At 72.7% G+C, this 14,485-nt stretch carries 13 protein-coding genes; 6 read left to right on the plus strand and 7 right to left on the minus strand.

Annotation, left to right across the window (positions count from 1 at the left end; genetic code table 11):
• Window positions 1–66: 66 nt before the first annotated feature.
• The 5 genes from gndA to ACFXJ5_RS36430 all read right to left on the minus strand — a co-directional run bounded on the left by gndA (window position 67) and on the right by ACFXJ5_RS36430 (window position 5,622).
• Window positions 67–1,503 (minus strand): NADP-dependent phosphogluconate dehydrogenase, encoded by a 1,437-nt coding sequence (gene gndA, locus ACFXJ5_RS36410; RefSeq protein ID WP_384641154.1) that lies wholly within the window; start codon window positions 1,501–1,503, stop codon window positions 67–69.
• A 126-nt stretch (window positions 1,504–1,629) separates the two neighbouring features.
• A complete protein-coding gene (locus tag ACFXJ5_RS36415) occupies window positions 1,630–2,196 on the minus strand; it encodes an SRPBCC family protein (protein WP_384641157.1) in 567 nt (188 codons plus the stop codon).
• 157 nt (window positions 2,197–2,353) lie between these two features.
• Entirely contained in the window at window positions 2,354–4,444 is a 2,091-nt protein-coding gene (locus tag ACFXJ5_RS36420) for a SpoIIE family protein phosphatase (protein WP_384641160.1), read from the minus strand.
• 134 nt (window positions 4,445–4,578) lie between these two features.
• Window positions 4,579–5,115 (minus strand): winged helix-turn-helix domain-containing protein, encoded by a 537-nt coding sequence (locus ACFXJ5_RS36425; protein ID WP_384641163.1) that lies wholly within the window; start codon window positions 5,113–5,115, stop codon window positions 4,579–4,581.
• A gap of 273 nt (window positions 5,116–5,388) precedes the next feature.
• Entirely contained in the window at window positions 5,389–5,622 is a 234-nt protein-coding gene (locus ACFXJ5_RS36430) for a hypothetical protein (protein WP_384641166.1), read from the minus strand.
• A 238-nt stretch (window positions 5,623–5,860) separates the two neighbouring features.
• Between ACFXJ5_RS36430 and ACFXJ5_RS36435 the strand changes: the two genes are divergently transcribed.
• Window positions 5,861–7,930: an FUSC family protein gene (locus ACFXJ5_RS36435; RefSeq protein WP_384641168.1), complete on the plus strand. Its 2,070-nt coding sequence runs from the start codon at window positions 5,861–5,863 to the stop codon at window positions 7,928–7,930.
• A 196-nt stretch (window positions 7,931–8,126) separates the two neighbouring features.
• Here ACFXJ5_RS36435 and ACFXJ5_RS36440 read toward each other — a convergent pair whose 3' ends face one another.
• Window positions 8,127–9,353, minus strand: a complete 1,227-nt coding sequence (locus ACFXJ5_RS36440) for an acyl-CoA dehydrogenase family protein (protein ID WP_384641171.1) — start codon at window positions 9,351–9,353, stop codon at window positions 8,127–8,129.
• Between the two features lie 150 nt (window positions 9,354–9,503).
• Here ACFXJ5_RS36440 and ACFXJ5_RS36445 point away from each other — a divergent pair, with 150 nt between their 5' ends.
• Entirely contained in the window at window positions 9,504–10,148 is a 645-nt protein-coding gene (locus ACFXJ5_RS36445; RefSeq protein ID WP_384641173.1) for a TetR family transcriptional regulator, read from the plus strand.
• Window positions 10,149–10,155: 7 nt separating this feature from the next.
• Here ACFXJ5_RS36445 and def read toward each other — a convergent pair whose 3' ends face one another.
• Window positions 10,156–10,707 carry a peptide deformylase gene (gene def / locus ACFXJ5_RS36450; protein ID WP_384641176.1) on the minus strand — a complete coding sequence of 184 codons (552 nt, stop codon included), beginning with the start codon at window positions 10,705–10,707 and terminating at the stop codon, window positions 10,156–10,158.
• A gap of 115 nt (window positions 10,708–10,822) precedes the next feature.
• Between def and ACFXJ5_RS36455 the strand changes: the two genes are divergently transcribed.
• The 4 genes from ACFXJ5_RS36455 to ACFXJ5_RS36470 all read left to right on the plus strand — a co-directional run bounded on the left by ACFXJ5_RS36455 (window position 10,823) and on the right by ACFXJ5_RS36470 (window position 14,468).
• Complete coding sequence (locus ACFXJ5_RS36455; RefSeq protein WP_384641179.1) at window positions 10,823–12,061, plus strand: MurT ligase domain-containing protein; 1,239 nt, start codon at window positions 10,823–10,825, stop codon at window positions 12,059–12,061.
• 15 nt (window positions 12,062–12,076) lie between these two features.
• Entirely contained in the window at window positions 12,077–12,805 is a 729-nt protein-coding gene (locus ACFXJ5_RS36460) for a type 1 glutamine amidotransferase (protein ID WP_384641182.1), read from the plus strand.
• Between the two features lie 172 nt (window positions 12,806–12,977).
• Window positions 12,978–14,003, plus strand: a complete 1,026-nt coding sequence (locus ACFXJ5_RS36465; RefSeq protein ID WP_384641185.1) for a 6-phosphofructokinase — start codon at window positions 12,978–12,980, stop codon at window positions 14,001–14,003.
• Window positions 14,004–14,093: 90 nt separating this feature from the next.
• Window positions 14,094–14,468 carry a VOC family protein gene (locus ACFXJ5_RS36470; protein ID WP_384641188.1) on the plus strand — a complete coding sequence of 125 codons (375 nt, stop codon included), beginning with the start codon at window positions 14,094–14,096 and terminating at the stop codon, window positions 14,466–14,468.
• Window positions 14,469–14,485: the final 17 nt, after the last annotated feature.

Below are 14,485 nucleotides of genomic sequence, written 5' to 3' on the forward strand. Positions count from 1 at the left end.
GCCGGGGCCCTTGTCGCGGGCCCCGGCGGCGTGCTGATGTGCGCGGACGATTCGGAAGGAAGCCGCCTAGGCCTCGATCTCCGACCTGTCGCCGCCCCAGAGGGTGTGGAAGACGCCCTCGCGGTCGGTACGCCGGTAGGTGTGGGCGCCGAAGAAGTCCCGCTGGCCCTGGATCAGTGCAGCGGGCAGGCGTTCGGCGCGCAGCGCGTCGTAGTAGGCCAGCGCGGCGGAGAACCCGGGTGCGGGGACGCCGAGTTCGGCGGCGGTGGAGACGACGCGGCGCCAGGCGGCCTGGGCACCGCCGAGGGCGTCGGCGAAGTGCCCGTCCGTCAGCAGGGTCGGGCGGCCGGGGTCCGAGTCGAACGCCTCCTTGATGCGGTTGAGGAACTGAGCCCGGATGATGCAGCCGCCGCGCCAGATGGTGGCCATGGCGCCGGGGTCGACGTCCCAGCCGTACTCGTGGCTGCCGGCCTGGATCAGGTTGAAGCCCTGGGCGTAGGCGACGATCTTCGAGGCATACAGCGCCTGTTCGACGTCGTCGGCGAAGCGGTCGCTCGCGGCGCTGTCCAGCCAGGTCTCACCGGGGCCGGGCAGGTCGCGGGTGGCGGCGCGCAGGTCGGCGCTGCCGGAGAGGGAGCGGGCGAACACGGCCTCGGCGATGCCGGAGGTGGGGACGCCGAGTTCCAGGGCGTTCTGGACGGTCCAGCTGCCGGTGCCCTTCTGGCCGGCCTGGTCCAGGACGACGTCGACGAAGGGCGCGCCGGTGGCGGCGTCGGTGTGGGAGAGCACCTCGGCGGTGATCTCGACCAGGTACGACTCCAGCCGACCGGAGTTCCAGGTGCGGAAGACCTCGGCGATCTCGGCGGGGCGCATTCCGGCGGCGTGCCGCAGCAGGTCGTACGCCTCGGCGATGAGCTGCATGTCGGCGTACTCGATGCCGTTGTGGACCATCTTCACGAAGTGGCCGGCGCCGTCGGGGCCGACGTGGGTACAGCAGGGGACGCCGTCGACCTTGGCGGCGATGTCCTCCAGGAGGGGGCCGAGGGCCTCGTACGCCTCCTTGGAGCCGCCGGGCATGATGGAGGGCCCGTTGAGGGCGCCCTCCTCGCCGCCGGAGATGCCGGTGCCGACGAAGTGCAGGCCCTGCTCGCGGAGGGCGGCCTCGCGGCGGCGGGTGTCGCGGAAGTCGGCGTTGCCGCCGTCGACGATCATGTCGCCGGGCTCGAGGAGCGCCGCCAGTTCGTCGATCACGGCGTCGGTGGGGGCCCCGGCCTTGACCATGATGACCGCGCGGCGGGGGCGCTCGAGGGATTCCACGAACTGCTTGAGGGTCTCGGCGGGGTGGAACTCCCCCTCATGGCCGAATTCCTCCACCAGGGCCCGGGTCTTGGCCTCGGTACGGTTGTGCACCGCGACCGGGTGGCCGTGGCGGGCCAGGTTGCGGGCGAGATTGCTGCCCATGACCGCCAGTCCGGTGACACCTATGCGAGCCTGCTCCGCCATCGCAAAGTCCTCTCACTTCATCGTCCGGGAGTACGGGAGTACTGAGTACGGGACGCTAACGGAACTCCAGCCTCGCACCTCGGCCTCCCGGAGTCTCGGTGATCTCTCGCACCGCGCCGGATTGTGCTATGTGCCGGTGCCTATACCGGCCCGGAAGGCGCGGGCCGGGCGGAGGGACCTGACCGGCGGCCTGCCGAGCTCGTCGGGGACCGGGACGGCGACCGGGGGCGGCCCGGCGGGCGCGTGCGCGTGGGACGGCCCGCAGAGCGCCTCGCGCAGCCGGCGGGCGTCCACCGGCAGGTCCCGCCGCCAGGCCATCGCCATGAAGGGGGCGAACAGCAGCAGCCCGCCGCGCAGCGTGCAGATGACGGTGAGCTGGACGAAGGTGCCCTTGGAGTGCGGCAGCAGCCGGAATCCGTAGTACGGGACCTGGGTGCCCAGCGGGCTCCACATCCGGCGGCCGCGGAACTCGACGGCCCCGCAGGGGCGGTAGGCCGCGCAGACCAAGCGGTGCTCGCGGTGCCGGCCGGGGTAGTGGTAGCGGTATTCGGCGCCGTCGCCGGGCTGGACCGCGTCGGCCGCGACAGCGTGGACGCCGGAACTCCAGAGGGCGAGATTGCGGGCATCGGCCAGGAAGTCGAAGACCTCCTCGGGGGGCCGGGGGACGATCACGCTGGTGGCCACCGTCGGCATCGCGAACCTCCCCGGTGCCGGCCAAGCGGCGCGGCGGTAGCGGAGTTCATTCCTGGCTCCTCACCGACAGCCTGCTGCCCAAACCGCGGCGTGTCGTGGCAGGTGAGCCATCCGGGTGAACCGGGGGCCGCGAGCTGCGCCGATGCCTGTCGGGCGGTCAGCTTCCGGCGGGCGGGCCGGCCGGGGCCGACTCCCGGAACTCGCACCAGACGGACTTGCCGGCGCCGTGCGGCTCCACGCCCCAGGCGTCCGCCAGTTGGTCCACCAGGAGCAGTCCGCGCCCGGACACCTCGGCGTCGCCCGGCTCGCGGCGGCGGGGCCAGTTGCTGGCCAGGTCGTGCACCTCTATGCGCAGCCGGCGGGACGGGTCCGACGTCATCCGCAGCGTCAGGACCGCTCCGCCGTCCGTGTGCACGAGGGCGTTGGTGATCAGCTCGTCGGCGGCCAGTTCGGCGTCGTCCACGCGTTCGGCAAGGCCCCACGACGTGACGGCGTCGCGGATCATCGTGCGCGCGCCGGCCAGGGCCTGCGGGTCGCCGGGGCCGATGTGCTGGTGAAGCCGGCGGGCGTACTGCGGGGCGGCGTCGACGTCCCGGCGCAGCAGGAGCAGCGCCATGTCGTCGTCGGTGCCGGGGGCGCCCATGACGGAGCTGAGGTGGTCTGCGAGCTGCTGGACGCCCTGGGGGCCGTCGCTCAGCGCCTTGGTGAGCCGGCGCAGGCCGTCGTCGAGGTCGGTGCCGGGTCGCTCGACGAGTCCGTCGGTGAACATCAGCAGGGTGTCGCCGGGTTCGAGCTCGGCCTGCGTCACCGGGTAGTCCAGCTGCCCGAACTGCGCGGACAGCCCGAGCGGCAGGCCGCCGATGGTGGGCAGCCGCGTGCAGCTGCCGTCGGGGTGGCGTACGAGGGGGTCGATGTGACCGGCCCTGACCAGAGAGGTGCGGCCGGTCTGCGGATCGATCTGGGCGTACAGGGCGGTGGCGAAGCGGTCGGTGTCCAGTTCGCACAGGAAGCGGGAGCCGCGCGCCATCACGGTGGCCGGCGGATGCCCCTCGGAGGCGTACGCGCGCAGGGCGATGCGCAGCTGGCCCATCACGGCGGCGGCGTGGGTGTCGTGGCCCTGGACGTCGCCGATGATGACGGCGACCCGGCCGCCGGGCATGGACACCACGTCGTACCAGTCGCCACCGATGTCGCGGGCCAGGCGTGCGGAGCGGTAGCGCACGGCGATCTGGGCGCCGGCGACGCGCGGGATGCTGCGCGGCAGCATGGCCGTCTGCAGGCCCTGCGCGATGTCGTGCTCCTGGTCGAAGAGGATGGCGCGCTGCAGGCTCTGGGCGATGCTGCCGCTCAGGGCGATCAGGAGGTTACGTTCCTGCGGGGCGAAGGAGTGCTTGTGGCGGTAGAGCAGCCCGAGGGCGCCGATGGGCTTGCCCTGGGCGATCAGCGGCAGATAGGCGGCGGCTGACGCGCCGAGCGGCTCGATGTGCGGCCACAGCTTGGGGTAGCGGCGGGCGAACTCCTCGGGCGAGGTGATGAAGCGCGGTTTCTCGGTCCGTACGACCTCGCTCATCGGGAAGCCGTCCTCGAGCCGGGTGTACTCCAGCTCAGGCACCCAGCTGCTGGCCTTGGCGTCGGTCACCACGCGGACCCGGCCGGCCTCGACCATGCCGAGGAAGAGGCTGGCGATGCCGAGCCGGTCGAGCCGTCGGTGGGAGGTGAGGGCGGCGGTCACGTCGCGTACGGTGACGGCCTCGGCGAGGGACGCGGTGACCTCGACGACGAGGTTGTTCTCCTCGGCGTGCGACTCGTCGCGGCGCATGGCGTCGGCCGCGTGGGGGATCTCGTCGGTGGCGTCGCTGACGATGCCGATGACGCGGCAGGCCCGTCCGGTGCTGTCGCGGACGATGCGGCCCCGGGCATGTATCCAGCCACGGTGGCCGTCGTGACGGGTGAGCCGGAAGTAGACGCTCCATGACGCCTGGCCGTCCTTGACGGCCTGGGTGATCGCCTGCTCGATGTTGTCGGCCTCTTCGGGCGGCAGCCGGGGCAGCAGCGACTCCGGGTCGCCCTTGAATTCCCCGGGGTCGAGGTCCAGGACCCGCAGCGCGACCGGGTCGAGGTGCAGGCGGGCGCGGTCCAGGTCCCAGTCGAAGCCGCCCAGGTTGTTCAGCGCGAGGTGCGCGGCGGCGGGGGCAGGCCAGCCACCGATCGCGGGGGCCGAAGCCGTCCATTCCCGCTGATCAGCCATGCCTCACACTCCGCTGGTTCCGGCGAGGTTCCTGGGCCTGTGGAATACCGGGGTGAGGACAGCGTACCCATACGCCTGCGGCCGTGCCGGGCGCACTCCGTTGGTACGCCCGGCACGACCTGAGGCTCGGCTTTTCAGCCCGCCGTCGGCGGGGCGTACTTGTAACCGACGCGCCGTACGGTCACGATCCCGGCCCGGTACTCGGGGCCGAGCTTGCGGCGCAGCCGGGCGATGTGCACGTCCACGGTGCGGCCGTCGCCGACATGGCCGTAGCCCCAGACGGTGGTGACCAGCTGGTCGCGGGTGTGGACGCGGTGCGGGTGGGCGACCAGGTGGGCGAGCAGCTCGAACTCCAGGTACGTGAGGTCGAGCGGTCGGCCGTCCACGTTGGCGATGCGACGGTCGCTGTCGATCCGTACCGGACCGGAGGCGTCGTCCGGGGTGGTCTCCGGCCGGCCGGCGGCGGCCTGCTCGGCGGGGACCAGGACCAGGTAGCCGACCATGGGCGGCTGGCCGACGCCACTGGGCATCACATGCCCGGGGGCGGGCAGCCAGGTCGCGCCGGGAGGCAGGAAGTCCAGTACGGGCGGGACTTCGTCGGGCCCTACGGCACGAAGCCGCTGGCGGGTGGGAGCGGGGGCAGGAGCAGGGAGGGACTGGGTCGTAGGCATGGAGGTCTCGGTTCTTTCGCGCGAAGGAAAGGGGCGGAAGGACGCCGTATGCGCGGGACTGGACCGGGACGCTGACCGAACTGCCGGTGATCGGCGGGGTCAGCCGTGGGTGCGGGTCCGCGCGGTAGCCGCGCGGCAACACTCTCGGTCGAACTGGTACTCCTGCCGGGACGGCCAGAAAGGCTCGAGGTCGCTGCGACCTGTCGCGGTGTCAATGAGGCTGGCCATGGAACCCATTGAACCAGAAATTACGGTCCGGGTGGCAGTCACCCCCTAGAGCGGCTGCGGTTCGGGCTGCGGCTCGGGCTCCGGAGCGGGCGGCACCGGGTCCGGGGACGGACCGGGCAGCGGCGGCTCCGGACCTGGGCCGGGAGCCGGCGGCAGCGGGTCCGGCGGGACGGGCACGGGCGTCGGCCGCGGCGGCGCGGGCACCGGCGGCACGGTGAGCGTGACATCGCCTTCGAGGCGTTCAGGGCCGTCGTGGATTTCGAGGCCTTCGCGATCCATGGTCTTCTCCTCGCCTGAGCGGATCCGCGCTGCGCTGAGGGCGGCCTGTCCGGTGGATCCGCGTGGCGTCGCGTGCCCTGGCGCCGGGCGCACTCCCCCGGCGCGCCGCCTCCGTCCCTCGCCCTGCGATCGCACGCACCGCTGTGACATCAGCCGACGGCGCGGCGGGCCGCTCCTTGCCCCACCGAGATCCACACGACAGGCCCTACCCGGACCGCGCGGACATATCCTCTGGATCATGACGTGGTCCAGCGCGCTGAAGGAGACCTTCCGCTCCGCGTTGCGAGTGGACCGTCCCCGGCTGGAACCGCTGCTCGCGCTGCGCGCGGCGGCGGGCGTGGCCATCGTCATCGGGCTCGCGCTGCTGCTGTCGACTCCCGCCGTGGCCGCATCGTCCGCCTTCGGCGCGTACGCGGCGGGCACCGCGACCTTCCAGCGCAGTTGGCGGCCGCGCCCGACGCTGGCGCTGGCCGTCGGTGCGGCCCTGTCCGTCAGCGCGTTTCTGGGCTACCTGGCCGCCACCCACTGGGCCGCCTTCCTTCCCCTGCTGGCCGTATGGGCCTTCCTGGTCGGCATGGCGTGGGCCCTCGGGCCGACCGCGGGCATCCTGGCCTCGCTGACGATGTCGGTGATGCTCATCGTCGTGACGCTGCCGTCCTCCGTGGTCGGCGCCCTGGGGCACTCGGCCGTCATCGCCTTCGGCGGGGTGGTCCAGGCCGTACTGATCGTGCTCTTCCCCGTACGCCGCTGGGGCCCCCAGCGCGACGCCCTGGCCGACGCCTTCGCCGCCGAGGCGGACTACGCGCGCCGGCTGCGGCAGGACCCGGTCGCGCCGTTCGACCCCGAACCGCTGATGACGGCACGCAGCGCGGCGGCCGTCACCCCCCGCCAGGCACGGCGGCGGCCGAGCGGCCTCGGCGGCAAGCGGCTGCTGGCCGAACGGATCCGCCCCGTCCTGGCCTCGCTGGCCGACCCCGAGATCGGCGCCGCCGCGGAGGGCCCCGAGCGTGCCCGCGTCCGCGAACTGCTCGGCGCGGCCGCCTCCGCACTGGACGCGGTGGCACGGGCGATCCGCAAGGCCACGCCGGTACGGGTGCCGGAGGCCGCCCGGGCCGTCCTCGTCGACGAGCCTCCCCCCGAGGAGCTGACCGGGGCCGCCCGGCGGGCGGCGGTACGCCTCACCGGGCTGCTGGGCCAGGCCGTCGACTCCGTGGACGACCCGTCCGGCGCCGACAACCCCAGCACCGGATATCTGCCCCGCCCGACCCTGCTCGGCCTCGTGCCGGTGGCCGTACGGGCCGCACGCCGCGAGATCCAGTGGGACTCCCCCGTCTTCCGGCACGCCCTGCGGCTCGCGGTCGTGGCCCCGACCGGTTACGCCCTCGGCGCCGCCCTGCCGCTGGGGCACGGCTACTGGGCGCCGATGGCCTCCGTCCTCATCCTGCGGCCCGACTTCTCCCAGACCTACGCCCGGGCCATCGCGCGCTTCGCCGGAACCCTGGTCGGCGTCACCGTGGCCACCGGCGTGATGCGGCTGGCCACGCCGTCGGCGTACGCCTGCGGTGCGCTGGCGGTGGCGGCGGCCGGGCTCACGTACTTCCTGCTGCGGACCAGCTATGCGATCTCGCAGGCGTCGGTCTCCGCGTACGTGGTCTTCCTGCTCGGCATGGGCGGCTCGCGCTGGGAGCAGACGGTGCCCGAGCGGGTCCTGCTGACACTGCTGGGCGGGCTGCTCGCGATGCTCGCCTACATCGTCTTCCCCGCCTGGGAGACCCCCCGGCTGCGCGAGCGGCTCGCCGAGCGCATCGAGGCCACCGGGCGCTACGCCGCCGCCGCGCTCGACGCGTACGCCGACCCCGACGCCGACAGGCGGCGCCGCGCCGTCCGGGAGGACCTGCTCGACGCCCGGGCCACCACGGTCGCCTGGAACCAGGCGCTGGCCCGCGCCGACGCCGAACCCGTGCGGCGCCGCGGCCTCTCCCGGCGGGCGGCCCGGGCCGCGGACGCCGCGCTCACCGCCCTCGGCCGCGTCCCCATGCTTCTGGAAGCCCACCTCCCCGGCCCCGACGCCCCGCCGGTGCCGGCCGCCTCCGTCTTCGCCGCGGCCCTCCGTGACGCCACCGCGGCCGCCGCCCGTGCCGTCCGCGAGCGCCGACCGCCCGACCTCTCCCCGGTCCGGGACGCGCTCGCGGCGTGGCCGCCTCCCCCGGCGGAGGGCTCCGCCCGCGACCGGGTGGCCCGGCGCACGGCCGAGCTGCTCGTCGACGCGCTGGACGACCTGGAGGCGGCGCTCCGGCGCCGGCGGTGAGTCGGTGGTTGCGGTTTCGGTGGCGCCTGCGGGCGGGTGGCCGGGGGTTTTCTCTCCCCGCACCCGCCCCTTCCCGAAGCCGGGGCTCCGCCCCGGACCCCGCTGGGGTCTTGTTGCCGGCTGCGGGCGGGTGGCCGGGCTGTGCCAGCCCGACGGAGGCGGGAGAAGCCCGCCGCAGGCGCAACGGGCATCAGCCCTAGCGGATGGGCAGGCCCGAGATCGTGCGGGCGATGACGAGGCGCTGGATCTCCGCCGTGCCCTCGAAGATGGAGTAGATCGCGCTGTCGCGGTGCATGCGCTCGACGGGGTATTCGCGGGTGAAGCCGTTGCCGCCGAGGATCTGCATGGCTTGGGCGGTGACCTTCTTGGCGGTCTCGCCGGCGTAGAGCTTGGACATGGAGCCCTCGGCGGAGGTGAAGGGCTTGCCGGCGCTGGCCATCCAGGACGCGCGCCAGACCAGGAGGCGGGCGGCGTCGATCTGGGTGCGCATGTCGGCGAGTTGGAAGGCGATGCCCTGGTTGTCGATGATGGGGCGGCCGAACTGGACGCGGGTCTTGGCGTAGTCGAGGGCGACCTCGTACGCGGCGCGCGCGATGCCGACCGCCTGGGCGCCCACGGCCGGGCGGGAGGCCTCGAACGTGGCCATGGCGGCGTTCTTGACCCGCTCGCCGCCGGCCTTGGCGCGCTCACGGGACCGGGCGAGGCGCTCGTCGAGCTTCTCCTTGCCGCCGAGGAGGCAGGAGCCGGGGATACGGACGTCCTCGAGGACGACCTCGGCGGTGTGGGAGGCGCGGATGCCGTGCTTTTTGAACTTCTGGCCCTGGGAGAGGCCGGGGGTGTTCGGGGGGATGACGAAGGAGGCGTGGCCGCGCGCCCCGAGATCGGGGTCGACGACCGCGACCACGACGTGGACGTTGGCGATGCCGCCGTTGGTGGCCCAGGTCTTGGTGCCGTTGAGGACCCACTCGTCCTTGGCCTGGTCGTAGACGGCACGGGTGCGCATCGCGGAGACGTCGGAGCCGGCGTCGGGCTCGGAGGAGCAGAAGGAGGCGAGCTTGACGTCGTTGACGTCGCCGTACATCTGGGGGATCCAGGTGCCGATCTGCTCCTCGGTGCCGTTGGCGAGGACGCCGACGGCGGCGAGGGCGGTGCCGACGATGGACAGGCCGATGCCGGCGTCGCCCCAGAACAGCTCCTCCATGGTGAGGGGGATGCCGAGCCCGGTGGGGTCGAAGTACTGCTGGGCGTAGAAGTCGAGGGAGTAGAGGCCGATCTTGGCGGCCTCCTGGATCACCGGCCAGGGCGTTTCCTCGCGCTCGTCCCACTCGGCGGCGGCCGGACGCATCACATCCGCGGCGAAGCCGTGGATCCAGTCGCGTACGGCCGTCTGGTCGTCGTTGAGTTCGAGCGTAAAGTCGCCCATGAGTCCCCTCCACGTGCCTGTTACTTGCGGTAACACAAGTCTGTTACCCGCTGGTATGACTGTCAACTCGGGGCCGGGCGGCCAGATGGCTGTCGCCGGAGTGTTACGTTGCGTGGGCGTGAGGAAATTCGAACGGGCGGGGAGGCTCTGGTGGATACCAGCCAGCGGCAGGTGCAGCGGACAGCTGCGGAACAGCGGCGCAGGGAGCTCCTCGAGGCTGCCGACCGCGTCGTACTGCGCGACGGGCCCGAGGCCTCCATGAACGCCATCGCCGCCGAGGCGGGCATCACCAAGCCGATCCTCTACCGGCACTTCGGCGACAAGAGCGGCCTCTACCGCGCACTGGCCAAGCGGCACACCGACGCCCTGCTGGCCACGCTGCGGGCGGCGCTCGACAAGCCGAACGACCGCCGGGACCGGGTCGAGGCGACGCTGCACGCGTATCTCGCGGCGATCGAGGCGCGGCCGCAGGTCTACCGCTTCCTGATGCACCCGGCGGAGGACACCGCCGACGGCGAGAAGGGCTTCGACTTCGGCGGCCACTCGGCGCCGCTGCTGCGCCGGATGGGTGAGGAGCTGGCGAAGGTCATCGCCGAGCGGCTGGAGCTCGGGCCGGACAGCGAGGCGCTGGCGCGGGTGTGGGGGCACGGGATCGTCGGCATGATGCACGCGGCCGGCGACTGGTGGCTCGCTGAGCGGCCCACGTCCCGCGACGAGCTGGTACGCCATCTGGCGGATCTGCTCTGGGGGCGGCTGGCCGCCGCCGCGGACCGGCCCGGCGCGCCGGCGCTGTAGCGGGTCCTCATCCACCGGACGGGCCGGCCTTGCCGACCCGCCGCGCCGCCCACAGGGCGCGGCGGCGGCGGAGGCCCGTAAGGCCGTCGGTGAAGACCCGGCCGTCCAGGTGATCACACTCGTGCTGGAGGCAGCGGGCGAAGAATCCGGTGCCCTCCACGCGGAGTGGCTCGCCGTGCCGGTCGAAGCCCTCGATGACGGCTTCGTCGTGGCGGGTCGTGCCCGCGTGGACGCCCGGCAGGGACAGACAGCTCTCGGATCCGGTGACCGTGACGCCGTCGGCGCGGACCAGGCGCGGATTGACGACGTGCCCGAGATGGCGGATGTCCTCGTCGTCGGGGCAGTCGTAGACGAAGACCCTGAGCGGGACGCCGATCTGGTTGGCGGCGAGGCCGACGCCCTCGGCGGCGTACATGGTGGCGAACAAGTCCTCGACCAGCAGCGCGAGTTGGGAATCGAAGGCGGTCACCTCGCGGCAGGGCTCGTGGAGGCCGGGGTCGCCGAGCAGCCGCATCGGGTGGATGGTTCCGGTGCTGCCGGGGATGGTGCCGTGTCGCATGGGGGCCACTGTAGGGGGCGGCGGGTTTCTGGGCCGGTGCACGGAGTCGATAGGCTGATGCGCGACCGACCCGCGGGGCAGGCGTGGGGCCGGACACAAGGAGGTTGTGGAGACGATGGCAGGCAACTCGGAGCCGCTGTCGCCGCGGGCGAAGCTGGCCGTGACGGCGGGCAAGGCCGCCGCGGCGGTGTCGCGCGCGGCAGGCCGTGGCAGCGGATCGGTGATCGGCGGCCGGGTGGCCCTCAAACTCGACCCGGATCTGCTCGCGCGGCTCGCGACCCACCTCGACGTGGTGCTGGTGTCGGCGACCAACGGCAAGACCACCACCACCCGGCTGCTGGCCGAGGCCCTGCGCGCCAACGGCCCGGTCGTCTCCAACGCGCTGGGCGCCAACATGCCCGCCGGGATCACCTCCGCGCTGGCCGGCGGCTCGGACGCCCGCTACGGCGTGATCGAGGTCGACGAGAAGTACCTGGCCGGCGTGGCCCGGGACGTCAACCCCAAGGCCATCGCCCTGCTCAACCTGTCGCGCGACCAGCTCGACCGCGCCGCAGAGACCCGGATGCTCGCCGAGAAGTGGCGCGAGGGCCTGGCCGGTACGGAGGCGATCGTGATCGCCAACGCCGACGACCCGCTGATCACCTGGGCCGCGTCCTCCTGCCCGACCGTGGTGTGGGTCGCGGCCGGCCAGGAGTGGAAGGACGACGCCTGGTCCTGCCCGTCCTGCGGCGGCGTCCTGCAGCGCCCCTCCGAGGACTGGTTCTGCGGCGAGTGCGGCTTCCGCCGTCCGATGCCGACCTGGGCGCTGTCCGGTGACCATGTGATCGACCCGTACGGCGCCGCCTGGCCGATCCAGCTGCAGCTGCCGGGCCGGGCCAACAAGTCCAACGCCACCGTGTCCGCCGCCGCGGCCGCCGCCTTCGGGGTGGACCCGAAGGTCGCGCTGGAGCGGATGTACGCGGTGCAGGCGGTGGCGGGCCGCTACGACGTGGTGAGCTTCCTCGGCCGCGACGTACGCCTGCTGCTGGCCAAGAACCCGGCCGGGTGGCTGGAGACCTTCTCCCTCATCGACGGGCCGCCCGCCCCGGTGATCCTCTCGGTCAACGCCCGCGGCGCCGACGGCACCGACACCTCGTGGCTGTGGGACGTGGACTACACCCGGCTCGCCGGGCACCCGATCTTCGTCATCGGCGACCGCAAGCTGGACCTCGCGGTCCGGCTGGAGGTCGCCGGGCTGCAGTTCCGGGTCTGCCAGGACGCCGACGAGGCGGTGCGCAGCGCGCCCGCCGGCCGGATCGAGGCCATCGCCAACTACACCGCGTTCCAGGACCTGCGCCGCCGCGTCGGCAACTGAGGGAGTACGCAAGCCATGACTGATTCCAGCCTGCGCCTGGTGTGGGTCTACCCCGACCTGCTGAGCACCTACGGCGACCAGGGCAATGTCCTGGTGGTGGAGCGCCGCGCCCGGCAGCGCCGCGTCCCCGTCACCCGTATCGACGTACGGTCCGACCAGGCGGTCCCGACCTCGGGCGACATCTACCTCATCGGCGGCGGCGAGGACCGCCCGCAGCGGCTGGCCGCCGATCGACTGCGCCGCGACGGCGGACTGGCCCGCGCGGTGGAGAACGGCGCGATCGTCTTCTCGGTGTGCGCGGGCTACCAGATCCTCGGCCACGAGTTCATCAACGACCTGGGCCGCCCCGAGCCGGGCCTGGGCCTGCTGGACGTGGTGAGCGTGCGCGGCGAGGGCGAGCGCTGCGTCGGCGACGTACTGGCGGACATCGACCCCGCCCTCGGCCTGCCCCCGCTGACCGGTTTCGAGAACCACCAGGGCGTCACGCATGTCGGCCGGAATGCCCGGCCCTTCGCCCGGACCCGCTTCGGCAACGGAAACGGCACGGGCGACGGCACCGAGGGCGCCTACAACGACACCGTCTTCGGCACCTACATGCACGGCCCGGTCATGGCCCGCAATCCGCAGATCGCGGACATGCTGATCAAGCTGGCGCTGGACGTGAAGGCGCTGCCGCCGGCCGACGACCAGTGGTACGAGGCGCTGCGCGCCGAGCGCATCGCGGCCGCGAGCCAGCCGGCCTGAGGCCCTGAACAACTGAGGGGACACCCCGGGGCGGGTCCGGGGTGTCCGCACTGCGGGCGCTTAAGCGCTGCCCGAGGGTGGCTCAGTATCGTAAGGAGTGCGGCTCTGCGCCGCAGGTCCATCCGGACGACGGGGTCCGGCGCCCGGATCGATCTGTCAGGAGTAACGAGCAATGCGTATTGGCGTGCTGACCAGCGGTGGCGACTGCCCCGGACTGAACGCCGTCATCCGGTCGGTGGTGCACCGCGCCGTGGTCGACCACGGTGACGAGGTCATAGGCTTCCACGACGGATGGAAGGGCCTGCTCGAGTGCGACTACCGCAAGCTGGACCTGGACGCCGTCAGCGGCATCCTGGCTCGCGGCGGCACCATCCTCGGCTCTTCCCGGGTCCGGCCGGAGCACCTGCGGGACGGCGTGGAGCGGGCCAGGGGCCATGTCGCCGACCTGGGCCTGGACGCGATCATCCCGATCGGCGGTGAGGGTACCCTCAAGGCGGCCCGGCTGCTGTCCGACAACGGGCTGCCGATCGTGGGTGTGCCCAAGACCATCGACAACGACATCTCCTCGACCGACGTCACCTTCGGCTTCGACACCGCCGTGGGCGTGGCGACCGAGGCCCTGGACCGGCTGAAGACCACCGCCGAGTCGCACCAGCGGGTGCTGATCGTCGAGGTCATGGGCCGCCACACCGGCTGGATCGCGCTGCACTCGGGCATGGCGGCCGGCGCGCACGCCATCGTCGTCCCCGAGCGGCCCTTCGACATCGCCGAGCTCACCGCGGTCGTCGGCAAGCGTTTCGAGGCGGGCAAGAAGTTCGCCATCGTCGTGGTCTCCGAGGGCGCCAAGCCCCGTGAGGGCACGATGGAGTTCACCTCCGGCGCCAAGGACGTCTACGGTCACGAGCGCTTCTCCGGCGTCGCCAACCAGCTCTCCGTCGAGCTGGAGGAGCGGCTCGGCAAGGAGGCCCGCCCGGTCATCCTCGGCCACGTCCAGCGCGGCGGCACCCCGACCGCGTACGACCGTGTGCTGGCCACGCGCTTCGGCTGGCACGCGGTGGAGGCGGCGCACCACGGCGACTTCGGCAACATGACGGCGCTGCGTGGCACCGACATCACCCTGGTGCCGCTCGCCGAGGCGGTCGACCACCTCAAGACGGTCCCGGCCGAGCGTTACGTCGAGGCGGAGTGCGTGCTGTAGGCCACCCGCTCCGGTCCTGGACGCCGCCCCGCAGCTCCGGCTGCGGGGCGGCGTTCGCGCGAGCAGACTGGGACGTGGAAGGGGGTCATCATGTTCAGGGACACCAAGGCGTTCAGCGGCTTCGCCGTGAACGACATCGACAGGGCCAAGGCCTTCTACGCCGACACCCTCGGTCTGTCGGTCTCCGAGGAGAACGGCATGCTGTGGCTGCACATCGCCGGCGGCACGCGGATCCTCGTCTACCCGAAACCCGACCACACCCCGGCGTCCTTCACCGTCCTCAACTTCCCCGTCGACGACATCGACAAGGCGGTGGACGACCTCGCCGCACGCGGAGTGCGCTTCGAGAGGTACGACGACTTCAAGGCGGACGAGAAGGGGATCGTCCGCGGTGACCAGGGCCCGTACGTCACGTGGTTCAAGGACCCGGCCGGAAACGTCCTGTCCGTACTCCAGGACATATAGGCCCGGACCCGAGCCGC

Origin of the sequence: Streptomyces sp. NPDC059373, from assembly GCF_042751495.1 — a bacterium.
Lineage (GTDB): Bacteria > Actinomycetota > Actinomycetes > Streptomycetales > Streptomycetaceae > Actinacidiphila.

Excerpts from the sequence above, each read along its gene's own strand:
- ACFXJ5_RS36420 (WP_384641160.1), bottom strand. The coding sequence starts at position 4,444 with ATGGCTGATCAGCGGGAATGGACGGCTTCGGCCCCCGCGATCGGTGGC.
- ACFXJ5_RS36435 (WP_384641168.1), top strand. The coding sequence starts at position 5,861 with ATGACGTGGTCCAGCGCGCTGAAGGAGACCTTCCGCTCCGCGTTGCGA.
- ACFXJ5_RS36440 (WP_384641171.1), bottom strand. The coding sequence starts at position 9,353 with ATGGGCGACTTTACGCTCGAACTCAACGACGACCAGACGGCCGTACGC.
- ACFXJ5_RS36430 (WP_384641166.1), bottom strand. The coding sequence starts at position 5,622 with ATGGATCGCGAAGGCCTCGAAATCCACGACGGCCCTGAACGCCTCGAA.
- ACFXJ5_RS36425 (WP_384641163.1), bottom strand. The coding sequence starts at position 5,115 with ATGCCTACGACCCAGTCCCTCCCTGCTCCTGCCCCCGCTCCCACCCGC.
- ACFXJ5_RS36415 (WP_384641157.1), bottom strand. The coding sequence starts at position 2,196 with ATGCCGACGGTGGCCACCAGCGTGATCGTCCCCCGGCCCCCCGAGGAG.
- ACFXJ5_RS36470 (WP_384641188.1), top strand. The coding sequence starts at position 14,094 with ATGTTCAGGGACACCAAGGCGTTCAGCGGCTTCGCCGTGAACGACATC.
- def (WP_384641176.1), bottom strand. The coding sequence starts at position 10,707 with ATGCGACACGGCACCATCCCCGGCAGCACCGGAACCATCCACCCGATG.
- ACFXJ5_RS36455 (WP_384641179.1), top strand. The coding sequence starts at position 10,823 with ATGGCAGGCAACTCGGAGCCGCTGTCGCCGCGGGCGAAGCTGGCCGTG.
- ACFXJ5_RS36465 (WP_384641185.1), top strand. The coding sequence starts at position 12,978 with ATGCGTATTGGCGTGCTGACCAGCGGTGGCGACTGCCCCGGACTGAAC.
- gndA (WP_384641154.1), bottom strand. The coding sequence starts at position 1,503 with ATGGCGGAGCAGGCTCGCATAGGTGTCACCGGACTGGCGGTCATGGGC.
- ACFXJ5_RS36460 (WP_384641182.1), top strand. The coding sequence starts at position 12,077 with ATGACTGATTCCAGCCTGCGCCTGGTGTGGGTCTACCCCGACCTGCTG.